Origin of the sequence: Halopseudomonas sp. (genome assembly GCF_036960865.1) — a bacterium.
Lineage (GTDB): Bacteria > Pseudomonadota > Gammaproteobacteria > Pseudomonadales > Pseudomonadaceae > Halopseudomonas.
The window spans coordinates 252,967-266,146 of sequence record NZ_JBALWE010000002.1; the positions used below are offsets into that span (position 1 = coordinate 252,967).

Here is a 13,180-nt window from a genome sequence, read left to right on the forward strand (position 1 = left end):
CGATTATTAGTGGCCCAGGCCGACTATTTCCATTCTTGGCATTGAGTGTAACCCAAAGTTCCGCAGCGGCTACCAGGTCGAGCCCGCCTGTATGTAGACGGCGGACTCCTCCGGCCCACGGGCAACATCGATACCCATATTAAAGCCATAGCGCTCGGCAACCATGTAGCGGAAACCGCCGCCGATACTGTAGGCGGCTTCGGCATCACTCAGCTCGCTGAACTGATCAGCAGCGCGACCGGCGCCGGCAAAGGTCTTGAGTCGCCAGCGCGGGGTGATTTTCCAGGTCAGCTCCGCTTCCGCCACCGCCACGGCATTGCCCTGATAGCGTGCGGCGGGGATGCCCCGAAGGTCAATGGAGGGTGCGATGTAGGCAGGCAGCACGGTCTGATCGTCCACCGAGATACCGTCATATTGCAGGCGCACACCCAGGTCCCACGCGGGCGTCAAATGCCAGTAATTGGTGCCCTTGAGTTGATAGCTGGCGTAGTCATAGTCGCTGCCGATGGCCTTGTCGTAGACCAGATAGCGAAAACGATAGTTGTAGCCCTCCTGCGGATCAATCGGGGTATCGAGAGAGTCGAATTCAGCGGTTATACCCAGCCCAGAGGTGGTTGTGCTTTCGCCCAGATGCTCGTCCAGATAGCGGTTGATCCGATTGGCCAGTGCCGCGTTGGGCAGGGTGATGTCGTCGGTGAGGGTGAGTTTGACCGTGCGATAGACCTGCTTGGCACCGATCAGCCAGCGGCTGTCGCCGACCCGCATCTGCAGCTGCTGAATGACCGCGGGTCCCTTGATGTTGAAGCCAATGGGTCGGTTGATCGGCATACCGGCCAAGGAGTAGAAATCAATGTTGAAGTCGGAGAAGGCAACAAAGCCCTTGTAGCGGATGGTGTCGTCTTTCCAGAAGCCCAGGTGCCCCACACCATAGCCACGACTGCCGTTGGAAGTGAAGGCCAGACCGCCGATGGTGATATTTTCTGGCACCAGGCTGCCGTCAGAGCGTTCGGCTTTTTGCTCTTCGGACTCCTGAAAAAACACCAGTCCTAACGCCAGTCCGGTGCCGACGGCGGGTTCGGTGATGATCTTGGGTACGGGAATAAACGGCAGGGACCAGCTATCAAGGAAGTTGCCTGTATCTACCTTGGCGTCTTCCGGCGCCGCCGAGTAATCGTGATACAGCGATGCCGTTGCCGGCGCGCTCAGTAATGCTGCAGAAAGGGCCGCCAGGGCGCTCAACGAAAACCGCATTCAGGCTCCTTGATATTCACACAGGTTGCTGCCATGCCAGCGTGCGGGTCACGCTGCCGTCACTAGAGCATAGCCTGTGCTACGCCAGTGCAGCGGGCAATCTGCGCTTCGCGCCGGTTGCTATCGGGATATTCGTCTGGCTGATGCGCTACTGCTCAGCGGCCTAACCGGTGCAGACTGGAAGGCCGGCAGTATTACGATCAATCCAATCCCCAGGAGTCTTGCAGATGATTAAAGTCAGCGTGTTGTACCCGAACGTGGCGGGCAGCCATTTTGACCATGATTACTACCGTGAACAGCATATGCCGATGGTCAAGCGCTTGGTGGGCGATGCCTGCCTGTCGTTCGGTATTGATCGCGGTTTGGCGGGTGGAGCGCCTGGTGCGCCGGCGGCCTATGTGGCCATGGGGCACCTGTTTTTTGACTCGGTGGAAAGCTTTCAGACGGCCTTTGCGCCGCATGCGAAGGCAATTCAGGGCGATGTCGCCAACTACACCAACATTGCGCCGGAGTTGCTGATCAGTGAGGTTGTGGCAGGCTGAGCGTCAGTTTCGCTCACTGGTCACAATCCGCGCCCTATACAGCTGCTTATGGTCTAGCCGTATAGGGCGCAGTGGTTTTCACAGGTTTTCGTAGCGGTTGACGTCGAGTATGCCGGCCTGCTCGGGTACGCGTTCTTCCGTGCTGCGCTTGAAGTCGGCCATGATCTCCCAGAACTCGGGATGGGTACGGCGCACGCCCCAGCGATCGGCGAGAGCTTGCACGCCGGCCTCATCCTGGATAGCAGACAGGCTGTCGACAAAGGCCGGCAGCTCGTCGAGGCTGACATCGAAACTGAAGTTGGGGTAGCTGCCCAGCGTGCCTTCAATCAATGTCAGGGTATCTTCCTTGGGCAGCAGGCGGGACTCCTCGCCAAACATGAAAGCGACGCTCGAGTGGGCGCGATTGTGTACCAAGGTGTAAACCCAGCGCTGATCACCGTCGGTCACCCGCAGGAAAGTGACCTCAGGCAGCAGGCTGATGACCGGCAGACCGGCACCGTCTTCACGCGCCAGTGGCCGGAGGGTGGCTTCCAGTTGCAGTTGGGCGCTGCTGACGCCAGACCGCTGACAGTTGTCGTGCGGGCAGCGATTCAGGGTGTCTGGCGGGCCACTGACGGCCGCAGTACGCTCCATCAGCAGTTGACTGAAACGCTGCATGACGGCGTGGTTGCTGTCCGCGCCGGCATAGTCCATGGCCACAGGGGTGGTGGTATCCAGGCCGGTGTAGGTCAGCGCGTGCTTGATCTTGGCGTTGCCTTGGTACCAGTGTGCGTATAGGGATTCACGCTGCTCGGCTGGTACATAGCGCAGCATGTTGTGTTCGGCGCCATTGCGGATCAGGTCAAAATACAGCCGGGTCTGACCCTGATGCGACACGCTGCCAAACACGTTGAAGTTGGCCACTAGCTCGTAATAGGTACGCTCCAGCAGGGGGTAGTCCATCACCCAGATGGTGCGGGGCACGCGGCCATGCAGACCGCGGCGTACCGAGGCACTGTCGTAATGGCGGAAAATCGTCAGCAGAGCGTCCTGGTTCCAGTTGTCGCCATCCCACAGCTCGTCTGCCGTCGCGCCCTCGGGTTTTCGCTCGGCGTAGTACTGACCGCGCAGCTTCAGATAGTCGTTGCGCTTTTCGTTATATTCCAGCCACTCCGGGCCAAGCGCGAGCAGATCACTCTTCTGGCCGGGCAGGCCAAGCAGTGGGCTGGCCTTCGCCCGGTACTTGGCATCGTTGACGTAGGCTTCCTGTTCTGGGTCCTCAAACACCGCCCAAAACTGGTCGCGAATCACGTCGGTGGCGATCTGGCCGCGACACACCGGGCCACGGATAAAATTGCGCACGAAGTATTCCGCGTCGTCCAGGAGGAACTGGTAGCGCGCTTTGGCAGGGATCGAGTCAAAGGTAACAAAAGGGTTGGCGCGCTCGTTATAGCTGTAGCCCGGGAGGTTGACTACGTCCCAGTCGGGCTGAAAAAACAGCGACTCAAAGCGTTGCATGCGGGTATCGCCCAGTGCATAGACGATATGGGTTTTCTCGACGATCGCTTGCCGCAGCGGTTGCAGGCGATAGAAGAAGGCACCCTCGGGATCATCGTTGGGGCGAACGGTGCGCAGCGGCCGAACCGGTTGGCCGGGCGGGGTGCTGGAGCGTACCAGTTCGTAAAAATGCGTGCCGTCGATATCCGGGAAGTACAGATGAGCGGCAAACAGATGCTCGAACAGATAACGGGCCACCAGTTGTTCGCGCTTGCCGCGCTGATTGAAGAATTGCTCCCACTTCTCGGTCATCGCCTGTTCGGCTGCACCGGGTGTATAGAGTGCCGGGCTGACCACAGCGCCCTCGCTGATCCATTGAGTCAGCCGGGTAAATTCTTCGTCGCTGAGGCCGGTGGCGCCATAGGGCATGCCGCCATGCGGAAAGTCATCGGCATAGTCGGCAAACTGCTCAATGCTTGGGCAGCTGTTGGTGCGCGCGGTGCCCAGGCTTATGGTGGCGGGCAGACGGCTGTTCGGGGTTACTGGCTGGCTGTGGCCGAGCTCAATCATTTTATACAGCACGGAGGCGTCGAGCCCGCTCAGCTTGCCATCCTCGGCGCCGTGCAGCACCGAGAAAAAGCCCTTTTCGCGCCATTCGGCGGTCGAGCTTGCATCGACGCCCAAGCGCGTTGGCAGCATATCTTCCAGACGGGCGCCGTCGTACACCGGAAGGATTGACGCGCCGCGCTCCAAGCCTTCGGCGCTGGTCAGCTTCAATTGGCAGGGTGCATCGTAGCAGCCATGACAGGCCATGCACTTGTGTTCAAGGATGGGGCGAATGTCGCGTTGGTAATCGTAAGTTTGTATGCGAGCGGCGACGGGTTCTTCCACCGGATATTCCGGAATCTGGCTGCAGGCAATAAACAGACCTGCTACCAGCAGGATCAATACACTCAGTTTGGCTCTGGTGATGCCCGAAACACGCGCCATGGCGATTCCTTCAAAAACGGTTTTCTCTGTGTTGTCGTACTGCCCAAGGCGTTTCGACTTCGCGGAATACAGCGCGGCACTTTAACATTCTGCACACAAAACAGCAGCTTGCCTTTTACCTTTGCGATGACTTGTCGGTCACCTGATTGCTGTCTTGCAACAGGTGTTCAAGCTCATCTTCACCCATGGGGCGACGGCGCTTTACGCGCAGACTGTCGCGCCACTCCTGGCGGAAGTGCGGATTCAGCCAAAAGTTGGCCAACAAGACCAGCAGCAAGGTGAGCAGCGCGCCCAGGCTGGCCAGGGTCATGTCCTTGTGGGCATCCCAGATGTCGCCCTGGGTGCCCAGGTAGGCAACCCCCAAATCGCCGCCGAACAGGCTGGCCGCACCCCATTCAAATAGCTCGTAGAGCATGGAGGCGGCCATCGCCAGTTCCAGCGGGAAGAAGTATCCCCAGAAGCCACGGGCGTTGGCCACCCGGCAGTAGAGTTCGCGGATGGGGTAGACCAGGAGTGCGCCGAACAGAAAATGCAGCACGCGATCAAAGTTGTTGCGCTGCCAGCCGAGCAACTCGTTCAGGCTGACGCCGAAAGCGCTACTCATCCAGGCGTCGTACGGCACCTTGGAATAGGTGTAGTGCGCGCCTATCTCATGCAGGCAAAGGAACAGAAAAATCAGCGTGTATGACAGGCGTGAGAGTGGGAAAGCTCGGTAACTCATGCCTAATGTGAGCGCGAAGGCGACCACCAGCAGGTTCTCCAGCATCCAGTCACCGCGGTCATGTGGGTTGATTGCCATTACCGCAAATAACAGGCAAAACAAGAGGGTCAGGACCAGCAGGTAGCGCGAGTGGATGTAGTTCTCAGTCATTGGCAAGCGACTTCTCAAGCAGGTTGTCGGTGGTAGAGCACGACCAGCGCGATTCCGCCAAGAACGCTGGCGCAGGCGATCAACAATGGCAGGGTCAGTGCTTCGTTCAGCAGCAAGATACCACCTATCGCGGTGATTACGGGCACGCTCAACTGCACAGTGGCAGCCGCGCTAGTCGCCAGCAGGGGCAGCGCCGCATACCAAAGTGCGTACCCTACGCCGGACGCCAGTGCACCGGAAAGCACAGCGTAGAGCACGCCCGCTGGGTCGAATGATAGCGAAGGCCAGTAAAGAAGGCAGAACACCACGGCGAGTGGCAGCGCGCGGATGAAGTTGCCAGCCGTGACGCGCGTCGGGTCGCCGGCGCCGCGTCCTCGTAACGAGTACACCGCCCAGGCCACACCGGCCGCCAGCATCCACAGAGCCGCGCCCAGTGGCGGGGCAGCCAGCCCGGGCAACAGCAAGACCACCAGGCCGATGATTGCCATGCTCACACCGAGACATTGCAGAGGCCGCAGTCGTTCACCACGGGCTACGCCGTAACCAATCATGCTGGTCTGTACGGCGCCGAACAGCAGCAGCGCCCCGGTAGCGGCAGACAGCTGAACATAGGCGAGCGAAAAGGCCGCTGCGTAGGCAAAGAGCGCCAAGGCAGACCACCAGTTGCCCGCACCGACGCCGCTGCCGCTGCGCAGCCTGACGATCAGCCACAGGGTCAGGGCCCCGGCGGCCAGACGAATACCGGTAAAGCTGGCGGGGTCGATCTCGGTTTCCTTCAGTGCCAGGCGGCAGAGGATCGAGTTGCCGGCAAAGGCCAGCATGGCGAGCAGGGTCAGGCTGATGGCGCGCAGTGACACGGGCTTATCCTTAATTGAATATGGGCCTTGCTATCGCAACCTAAGCCCGGCGCGCGGGCAATACGACTTTGGAGAGGGCGTGTATTGTCGCGGGTCACTGGGGCAGGGCATAGGTGCCGGTAACGTGGGCTACCAGGTCATCTGGCTGTCCCGCGCTGTAGAGGCCAACCTCACATACTGCCTGCCTGCGGGTCATCCGTAATAGCGTCGCTTTTGCCATAAGATCAACAGGTTGCGGGCGAGACAGAAAGTTTATATTGAGATTGGAGGTGACGGCCATTTCAGCCGGACCGAGACGGGCCAATACCAGTGCATACATGGCCGCGTCGCCCAGCGCCATCAGCGTAGGGCCCGACAGGGTGCCGCCTGGGCGAATTAAACGGCTGTTGAAGGGGACGCGGGCGAGGCTGTGTTGCTCGCTGACTTCTTCAATGCGCAGATCAAGGTCGTCGGCCTGCGGCACACCCTGACGTATCAGCTGTTGAACCTGTTGCGCACTCAGCATGCCTTTCTGCTCCTGTGACGGCGAATGCCGCCATCATCACGGGCAGACAGGCAGGGGGCAAGCGGCATTCTCGCCATTCTCGGCACCGGTCTGAGTACGCTGTTCGAAGCACTGTTGTGCGACCTTGGCGGCCTGTTCACAACCCATGTCATTCAGGCCGGTGATCAGGTTGTTCCAGCCGGCGTCCAGTGCAGGAAACTGCCGGGTCAACTCGCTGAAGTGGGCTACTGCGATACTCTTGTCGCCCTGTTGCCAGGCAACGTTGCCAAGCCCAAGCCGGGCGACGGGTTCCTCCGGCCAGCGAATCAGCGCTGTCTGATAAGCATCCTTGGCGCTGTCGAGCTTGCCGGTCTGCTCCAGGTCGCTGGCGGCGCGCAGGTAGGGCAGCGGCTCGGCTGTGGCGGGCAGCTGGTCTGTCGGCATGGCGACCCGCGCCCAGTTCTCGGCACGGCTCCAGGTGCGCAGAAACAGCTTGAAGGGTTCGCGCTGAGCTTGCTGTAGGCCACTGTGCAGTATCAGTTCCCGCGTGTTCAGGTCGTAACCCACCACGACGGCGTAGTGCCATTGCGGAAACCAGTTTAATCCCAGATTCTGCATTACCAATACGGCATTGCCCGCGTTCACTTCCGTGAGTATCGCCTGCAGCTCGGGTGCAAGGGGGTAGACGAGCAGGCCCTGATCGCGTGCTGCCGCGACCATTTCGACTTGCAGGCTTCCTTTACGTTCGGGAATGTAAACGCGCTCTTTCAGCGCTTCGGGTGTTGCTTCAATGTGCCGTTGGTTGAGCATCATGGCCAGTGCGGCAGGGCCGCATTGATACTCATCCTGGGCGAAAAAGGGGACGTCGTCGAGCAACTGCTGCCGGTGCAGGTCAGGCGGCAATTGCGAGTTGTCGGGGATGGTCTGAGTGCCGGCACAGGCTGACAGCAATGCTGTCAGCCCGAGCGCAGCAAGGAGGCGAATGGCGCGCATCCGTTAGCGGTTGATGCAGTGGATGAAGCTGAAGATGTCGGTTGCACAGAGCATGTCGGTAATGATGAAAATCACCAGGAACAGCACGATAACACCCACCACACCTGCGCCAGCGGGGGCTTCGTCAAGCTGGGTATTGAAGTAAGCGAGCTCATCGGCGGTGAGGCTGTCGATACGCTGATCAACCTGATCCGGCGAAACGCCCATGCTGGCAAGTTTTTCCTGAACCGCTTCGTCTTGCAGCATGGTTTTCAGCTCTGCCCGGTCGACGGTCAGTTGTTGCTGCTCGATGACCTCGCCAGTGCCAACCATGGCAGCCTGGGCCTGGATGCTGATCAGCGAGGTAAGCATGAACAGGGAGGCGAAAACAATGGAGAGATAACGCTTGCTGGATTGCATGAAAGTCATGGGGTTAGTCCTCATTCTTGGTCTTTGCTTCCTTGCTTGGAAGCTTTGCTTGCGGGCGACTGCCAGCAGGTGCCGGTGCGGCGAACGCAGTCTGGTCACGCAGAATCTGACTGCTGAAGCCCGGCGCAGTTCCGAACTGCAATCACTGCTGTGATCAGGTTCACTTAACTCGTCAGCTTGCATGCGCAAGGTGCCGGCAGCGCGGGCGCGCTGCCTGAGGGGTGATCAGAAGCCGAGCTTATCGCGCATCTGGTAATACCAGGCGCCCATGGCAGTGAACGGCACTCTGAACAGGCGCCCACCTGGGAAGGGGTAGTGCGGCAGGCTGGCGAAGGCATCGAAGCGTTCTGCCTGGCCGCGCAGGGCTTCGGCCAGAATCTTGCCGGCCAGATGGGTATAAGTCACCCCATGGCCGCTGCAACCCTGTGAGTAATAAATGTTGTCGCCAATCCGGCCGACCTGGGGCAAGCGGGACAGGGTCAGCAGGAAGTTGCCGGTCCAGGCGTAATCAATCTTTACGTCCTTGAGCTGCGGGAAGGTCTTGATCAGGTTGGGGCGCACCAGCGCTTCAACATCCGCCGGATCGCGTGCGCCATAAACTACGCCGCCGCCAAAGATCATGCGCTTGTCGCCGGACAGGCGATAGTAATCCAGCAGGTAGGCGCAATCTTCCACGCAGTAATCCTGTGGCAGCAGCGACTGTGCCAGCTCCTCGCCCAGAGGCTCAGTGGTAATCACTTGGGTGCCGCACGGCATGGATTTGGCCGCCAGTTGTGGCAGCAGGTTGCCTAGATAAGCGTTGCCGGCCACCACCACATAGTTGGCGACCACCTGACCCTGCTCGGTGTGCACTACCGGCTTGGCGCCCTGGTCCACCTTGGTCACGCGCGAGTGCTCGTGAATTACGCCGCCCAGCGATTCGACTGCTGCCGCCTCGCCCAGTACCAGATTCAGCGGGTGAATGTGGCCGCCGCTCATGTCGAGCATACCGCCGACATAACGCTCGGTATTCACCACTTGGCGAATTCGCTGCTCGTCGAGCATTTCCAGTTGGGTGTGGCCGTAGCGTTCCCAGAGTTTTTTCTGAGATTCAAGGTGGCCCATCTGTTTGTCATTGAAGGCAGCAAATACACCGCCGTCCTTCAGATCGCACTGGATGTTGTATTTGGCTACCCGCTCACGAATGATGCGACCGCCCTCAAAGGCCATTTCGCCCATCAGCCGCGCCTGCTTGGCGCCTGTGGTGCGTTCGATAACGTCGATGTCGCGACTGTAGCTGTTGACGATCTGACCGCCATTGCGGCCCGAAGCGCCAAAGCCGACCTTGACCGCTTCCAGTACGGTCACCTTGAATCCCTGCTCAAGCAGGAACAGGGCAGTCGAAATGCCGGTATAGCCAGCGCCAATCACGCATACATCGGTTTCATGGCGCCCCTGCAGCGGAGGGCGCTCGGGCGTCGCATTCGCGGATGCGGCGTAATAAGAGGATGTGTGCTGGGTTTCGACCATGATGCACCTGCTGAAATTAGTTGTTTAAAATATTTTACATTTTCAGCCGATGCTACCCCCTGAAAGGGACTAATTCCAGTGGGTGATCAAAAAAAATGACAGTCAGGGGTGGGGCGTTTCGGCGTTGCTCGCGCCTTCGCTGGCTGGCTTGGCGGCAACCGGTTTCGGTATTCCGCGGGTCAGTAGCACGAACACCATGGAGCAACCCAGCATGATGGCGATCAGGTGGAAGGCATCATTGAAGGCCATGATGCTCGCTTGCTGATGTACCTGATTGCTCAGCATTTGGAAGGCGCTTTGCTCGTTGCCCAGCTGCGCCGTGAGAATGTTCATGCGCTCGGTAAACGCCGGGTTACCGGGGGTGATGTTTTCGCGCAGAATGTCGTAATAGTGCTTGGCGCGGCTATCCAGGATGGTCGCCAGCGCAGCGATGCCGATGGCGCCGCCCAAGTTGCGCAGAATGTTGTACAGACTGGAAGCCGAGCCCGCCTGCGAGGGCGGAATCATCGCCGTGGCAAGGATCGACATCGGCACCAGGACCATGGGCTGGCCGAATGCGCGGAAAATCTGAATAGCGATAAACTGGTCGCCGGCAAAATCGAGATTCAGGCTGCCGCTGAAGAAACTGGCAAAGGCAAACAGGAAGAACCCGGTAGCGCAGATAAACCGAGCATCAACAAACTTCATCAGAATCGGTACCAGCGGAATGATCAGCAGCTGCGGAAAGCCCATCCACATGATCACCTGTCCAATCTGCAACGCGTTGTATTGTTGGATCTGCGCCAGATACACCGGCAGCACAAACACCGTGCCGTACAGCCCCACACCCAAGCCGATGTTGGCCAGGCTGCCGAACAGAAAGTTGCGCTCTTTCAGTAGCCGCAGATTGACCAGCGGGTTCGGCCGCGAAAGCTGCAGGATGATAAAGCACACCAGGCTGACGAACGAGATAACCGCCAGGGTCACCATGCTGCTGGATTCGAACCAGTCTTCGCGGTGGCCTTCCTCCAGAAACACCTGCAAGCAGCCCAAACCGGCAGCCATGGTCGCAATGCCCCAGTAGTCGCCCTGACGCAGCAGCTCCCAGCGTGGCGCGGCCTTGTCGAGGCCGTACATCAGGCCGCTGGCCATCAATATGCCTGGCACTATGTTGATGTAGAAAATGTATTCCCAGCCAAAGTTCTCGGTCAGCCAGCCACCGATGGTCGGCCCGATGGAGGGGGCGAAAGTCGCGGTGATGGCGAACATGGCCATGCCCTTGGGGCGTGAGGCCGGGGGCAGCTTGGTCAGAATCAGGGTAAAGGCGAAGGGAATCAGCGCGCCGCCCGCCAGGCCTTGCAACGCGCGAAAGACAATCATGCTCTCCAGGTTCCAGGCCATGGAGCAGAGCAGCGAGGCAATGACGAACAAGGTAGAGATGGCGACCGCAAAACGTCGTGGCGAGAAGATGGTGGTCAGCCAGGCCGCCAGTGGAATGATGATGATCTCGGCTACCAGATAGGAGGTGGAAATCCACGAGCCTTCTTCAATCGTGGCCGAGAGCGCGCCCTGAATATCCTTCAGCGACGAGTTGATGATCTGAATATCCAGAATCGCCATAAAGGCGCCGAGAATCGCGCTCAGCAGGGCGATCCAGTCGCGTCTGCCGGGTGGTGGAATCTCCTGCTCTGGAATCGCGGCCTCAGCCACGCAGATCTACCTTTACGTGTACCGACATGCCGGGGCGGATGCGTTCACTCAGGGGGTGTTCGGCGTCGATCACCAGTTTCACTGGAATGCGCTGAACCACCTTGGTGAAGTTGCCGGTGGCGTTGTCGGGCGGCAGCAGGCTGAACTGCGCACCTGAGGCAGGAAACAGACTCTGAATCTGGCCCGGGACGACCTCGTCCGGGAAGGCGTCGAATACCAGCTCGGCGCTCTGGCCCTCGTGCATGGCCTGAATCTGGGTCTCTTTGAAGTTGGCCTTGATCCACAGCTGGCTGTCAGGCACCACGGCCATCAGGTGGCTACCCGGCTGCACGTTCTGGCCAACCCGCGCAGTGCGCTGACCCACGCGGCCGGCGAGCGGAGCTCGAACTTCGGTGCGCTCCAGGGCCAGTTCTGCCTGGCTGATGTCGGCCTCGGCGGCCTGAATCTGCGCGGCGAGCCGCTCGATATCGGCGTACAGCGTATCCTTGACCAGTGTCTGCGTTTGTACGTCGGCATCGGCCTTCTTGACCTGCGCCTTGGCCACCTCCAGCTGCGCGCGGAAGTTGCTCAGCTGCTCCTCGGAGGCATAGCCGGAGCGCTGCAGCGGTTCGATGCGTTTGATGTCCAGCTCGATGCGGCGTTGCTCGGCCTGAGTCGCCAGCATGCCGGCTTCGGCGGCAAGAATGAGGCTGTCCTGTTGGGTCAGCTTGGAGCGCGCCTGCTGCTGTTCAGCGCGGCGGGTAGCCAGGTTGGCGCGGGCGTGAGCGAGGGCGACCTCAAAGTCGCGAGCATCCAGGCGTACCAGCAGTTCACCTGCCTGTACCAGTTGGTTGTCATCCACCAGCACCTCGGTTACTTGCGCGGACAATTGGCTGGAAATCAGGGTGATGTCGCCCTGCACATAGGCGTTGTCCGTTTCTTCGTAATGACGACCAACAAGCCACCAATGTGCTGCAGCGGCGGCTCCGATCAGAGCGCAAAGCAGTAGAAAGGCAAACAGGCGTAAGCGAACGCGGGCAGACATGAACTTCCCCAATTTTTGTTATCCGACGCACTCTAACACTGTTCCGTGTGGCGCCAGAGGCGCTAGAATCTGGAAACTTTGTTGCAATACGGGAACAGTTACCAATGGGATTGGACGACGCGTTGATTTTCACCCGAGTCGTGGAGTGTCACAGCTTTACCAGTGCGGCAGCGACCCTGAATATGCAGAAGTCGACCGTCAGCCGGCGTATCGCGCAACTGGAGGAGCGCCTAGGTGTGCGCTTGCTCAACCGCACCACGCGAAAACTGCGTTTGACCGAAGTGGGGCAGGCCTACTATGAACGCTGCCGCCAGATCATGCAGGAGTTTGCCGAGGCCGAACAGGCCATCATGCAGTTGCAGCGCGAGCCCACAGGGTTGCTGCGCGTCAGTTCGCCCATCGAGTTTGGCCAGCTGTTTCTGGGCGGTGTGGTGGGCGAGTTCATGCGCCGCTACCCGGCCATTCAGGTCGAGGTCGAACTCACAACCCGCACGGTCGATCCGGTGGAAGAGGGCGTCGATATTGTTGTGCACCTGGGGCGTCCGCAGGATTCCAGCCTGGTCGCGCGGCCTTTGATGTCCAGTCCACGGCAGCTTTACGCCAGTCCGGGCTACATCGCCAAATACGGCATGCCCAAACTGGCGGAAGAGCTGAGCCAGCATCGTTGTATTCACGCGCTGGTGGATGGCAGTCGCAAATGGCACTTCCAGCAGCCGCACCTGAGCGTACCGATCAATCCGGTACTGGTGGTCAACAACATTACGTTTGCCCGTGAGGCGGCGCTGGCCAGTGCCGGCATCATTAATGTGCCGGCGTTCATCGCCGAACCCTGTGTGGCCGAAGGCACGCTGGTACGGGTGCTGGAAGATGTGACCTTGCCGTCCAGCGAGCTGTACGCGCTGTATCCGTCGCGGCGCTTTCAGGCAATGAAGGTCAAGGCCTTCATCGACTTTGTCATCGAGAACCTGGAAGCGCGGCAGGATGTGCAAGTCGAGGTCGAGGCCTGATAAAATCGTCCGCCATGCAATGACCGTAACCCCCATTACTGCCACGTCGAGCAGCTGCTCGGCAGTCTGACTGAGAGAC

12 protein-coding genes are annotated in these 13,180 nt (G+C 59.7%); 2 read left to right on the forward strand and 10 right to left on the reverse strand.

Features of this window, described 5'->3' with window-relative positions:
• Positions 1–69: 69 nt before the first annotated feature.
• Complete coding sequence (locus tag V7747_RS03620) at positions 70–1,251, reverse strand: BamA/TamA family outer membrane protein (RefSeq protein WP_335614692.1); 1,182 nt, start codon at positions 1,249–1,251, stop codon at positions 70–72.
• Between the two features lie 227 nt (positions 1,252–1,478).
• Here V7747_RS03620 and V7747_RS03625 point away from each other — a divergent pair, with 227 nt between their 5' ends.
• The gene (locus tag V7747_RS03625) at positions 1,479–1,793 is read left to right on the forward strand and encodes an EthD family reductase (protein WP_335614693.1); all 315 of its coding nucleotides are present in this window, start codon (positions 1,479–1,481) and stop codon (positions 1,791–1,793) included.
• A gap of 78 nt (positions 1,794–1,871) precedes the next feature.
• On the opposite strand, the gene V7747_RS03630 is transcribed toward V7747_RS03625, so the two are convergent.
• From V7747_RS03630 to V7747_RS03670, 9 genes are all read right to left on the reverse strand, one after another.
• Positions 1,872–4,259 carry a fatty acid cis/trans isomerase gene (locus V7747_RS03630; protein WP_335614694.1) on the reverse strand — a complete coding sequence of 796 codons (2,388 nt, stop codon included), beginning with the start codon at positions 4,257–4,259 and terminating at the stop codon, positions 1,872–1,874.
• A gap of 115 nt (positions 4,260–4,374) precedes the next feature.
• Positions 4,375–5,130: a DUF2238 domain-containing protein gene (locus V7747_RS03635; protein ID WP_335614695.1), complete on the reverse strand. Its 756-nt coding sequence runs from the start codon at positions 5,128–5,130 to the stop codon at positions 4,375–4,377.
• Between the two features lie 14 nt (positions 5,131–5,144).
• The gene (locus tag V7747_RS03640; RefSeq protein WP_335614696.1) at positions 5,145–5,987 is read right to left on the reverse strand and encodes a DMT family transporter; all 843 of its coding nucleotides are present in this window, start codon (positions 5,985–5,987) and stop codon (positions 5,145–5,147) included.
• 94 nt (positions 5,988–6,081) lie between these two features.
• Positions 6,082–6,489 (reverse strand): PaaI family thioesterase, encoded by a 408-nt coding sequence (locus tag V7747_RS03645; protein ID WP_335614893.1) that lies wholly within the window; start codon positions 6,487–6,489, stop codon positions 6,082–6,084.
• Between the two features lie 39 nt (positions 6,490–6,528).
• The gene (locus V7747_RS03650; protein WP_335614697.1) at positions 6,529–7,422 is read right to left on the reverse strand and encodes a PA2778 family cysteine peptidase; all 894 of its coding nucleotides are present in this window, start codon (positions 7,420–7,422) and stop codon (positions 6,529–6,531) included.
• A 45-nt stretch (positions 7,423–7,467) separates the two neighbouring features.
• Positions 7,468–7,872, reverse strand: a complete 405-nt coding sequence (locus V7747_RS03655; RefSeq protein WP_442909174.1) for a PA2779 family protein — start codon at positions 7,870–7,872, stop codon at positions 7,468–7,470.
• Positions 7,873–8,097: 225 nt separating this feature from the next.
• Positions 8,098–9,381, reverse strand: a complete 1,284-nt coding sequence (locus V7747_RS03660) for an NAD(P)/FAD-dependent oxidoreductase (protein ID WP_335614699.1) — start codon at positions 9,379–9,381, stop codon at positions 8,098–8,100.
• A gap of 102 nt (positions 9,382–9,483) precedes the next feature.
• Positions 9,484–11,070 (reverse strand): DHA2 family efflux MFS transporter permease subunit, encoded by a 1,587-nt coding sequence (locus V7747_RS03665; protein ID WP_335614700.1) that lies wholly within the window; start codon positions 11,068–11,070, stop codon positions 9,484–9,486.
• Positions 11,063–12,094 carry an HlyD family secretion protein gene (locus tag V7747_RS03670; RefSeq protein WP_335614701.1) on the reverse strand — a complete coding sequence of 344 codons (1,032 nt, stop codon included), beginning with the start codon at positions 12,092–12,094 and terminating at the stop codon, positions 11,063–11,065. The genes V7747_RS03665 and V7747_RS03670 overlap by 8 nt, the downstream gene beginning before the upstream one ends.
• A gap of 104 nt (positions 12,095–12,198) precedes the next feature.
• Here V7747_RS03670 and V7747_RS03675 point away from each other — a divergent pair, with 104 nt between their 5' ends.
• Positions 12,199–13,101 carry a LysR family transcriptional regulator gene (locus tag V7747_RS03675; RefSeq protein ID WP_335614702.1) on the forward strand — a complete coding sequence of 301 codons (903 nt, stop codon included), beginning with the start codon at positions 12,199–12,201 and terminating at the stop codon, positions 13,099–13,101.
• Positions 13,102–13,180 lie beyond the last annotated feature (79 nt).

Bases quoted from the DNA above. Each gene is read 5' to 3' on its own strand.
- V7747_RS03655 (WP_442909174.1), bottom strand. From the start codon at position 7,872: ATGACTTTCATGCAATCCAGCAAGCGTTATCTCTCCATTGTTTTCGCC.
- V7747_RS03635 (WP_335614695.1), bottom strand. From the start codon at position 5,130: ATGACTGAGAACTACATCCACTCGCGCTACCTGCTGGTCCTGACCCTC.
- V7747_RS03660 (WP_335614699.1), bottom strand. From the start codon at position 9,381: ATGGTCGAAACCCAGCACACATCCTCTTATTACGCCGCATCCGCGAAT.
- V7747_RS03630 (WP_335614694.1), bottom strand. From the start codon at position 4,259: ATGGCGCGTGTTTCGGGCATCACCAGAGCCAAACTGAGTGTATTGATC.
- V7747_RS03670 (WP_335614701.1), bottom strand. From the start codon at position 12,094: ATGTCTGCCCGCGTTCGCTTACGCCTGTTTGCCTTTCTACTGCTTTGC.
- V7747_RS03675 (WP_335614702.1), top strand. From the start codon at position 12,199: ATGGGATTGGACGACGCGTTGATTTTCACCCGAGTCGTGGAGTGTCAC.
- V7747_RS03620 (WP_335614692.1), bottom strand. From the start codon at position 1,251: ATGCGGTTTTCGTTGAGCGCCCTGGCGGCCCTTTCTGCAGCATTACTG.
- V7747_RS03625 (WP_335614693.1), top strand. From the start codon at position 1,479: ATGATTAAAGTCAGCGTGTTGTACCCGAACGTGGCGGGCAGCCATTTT.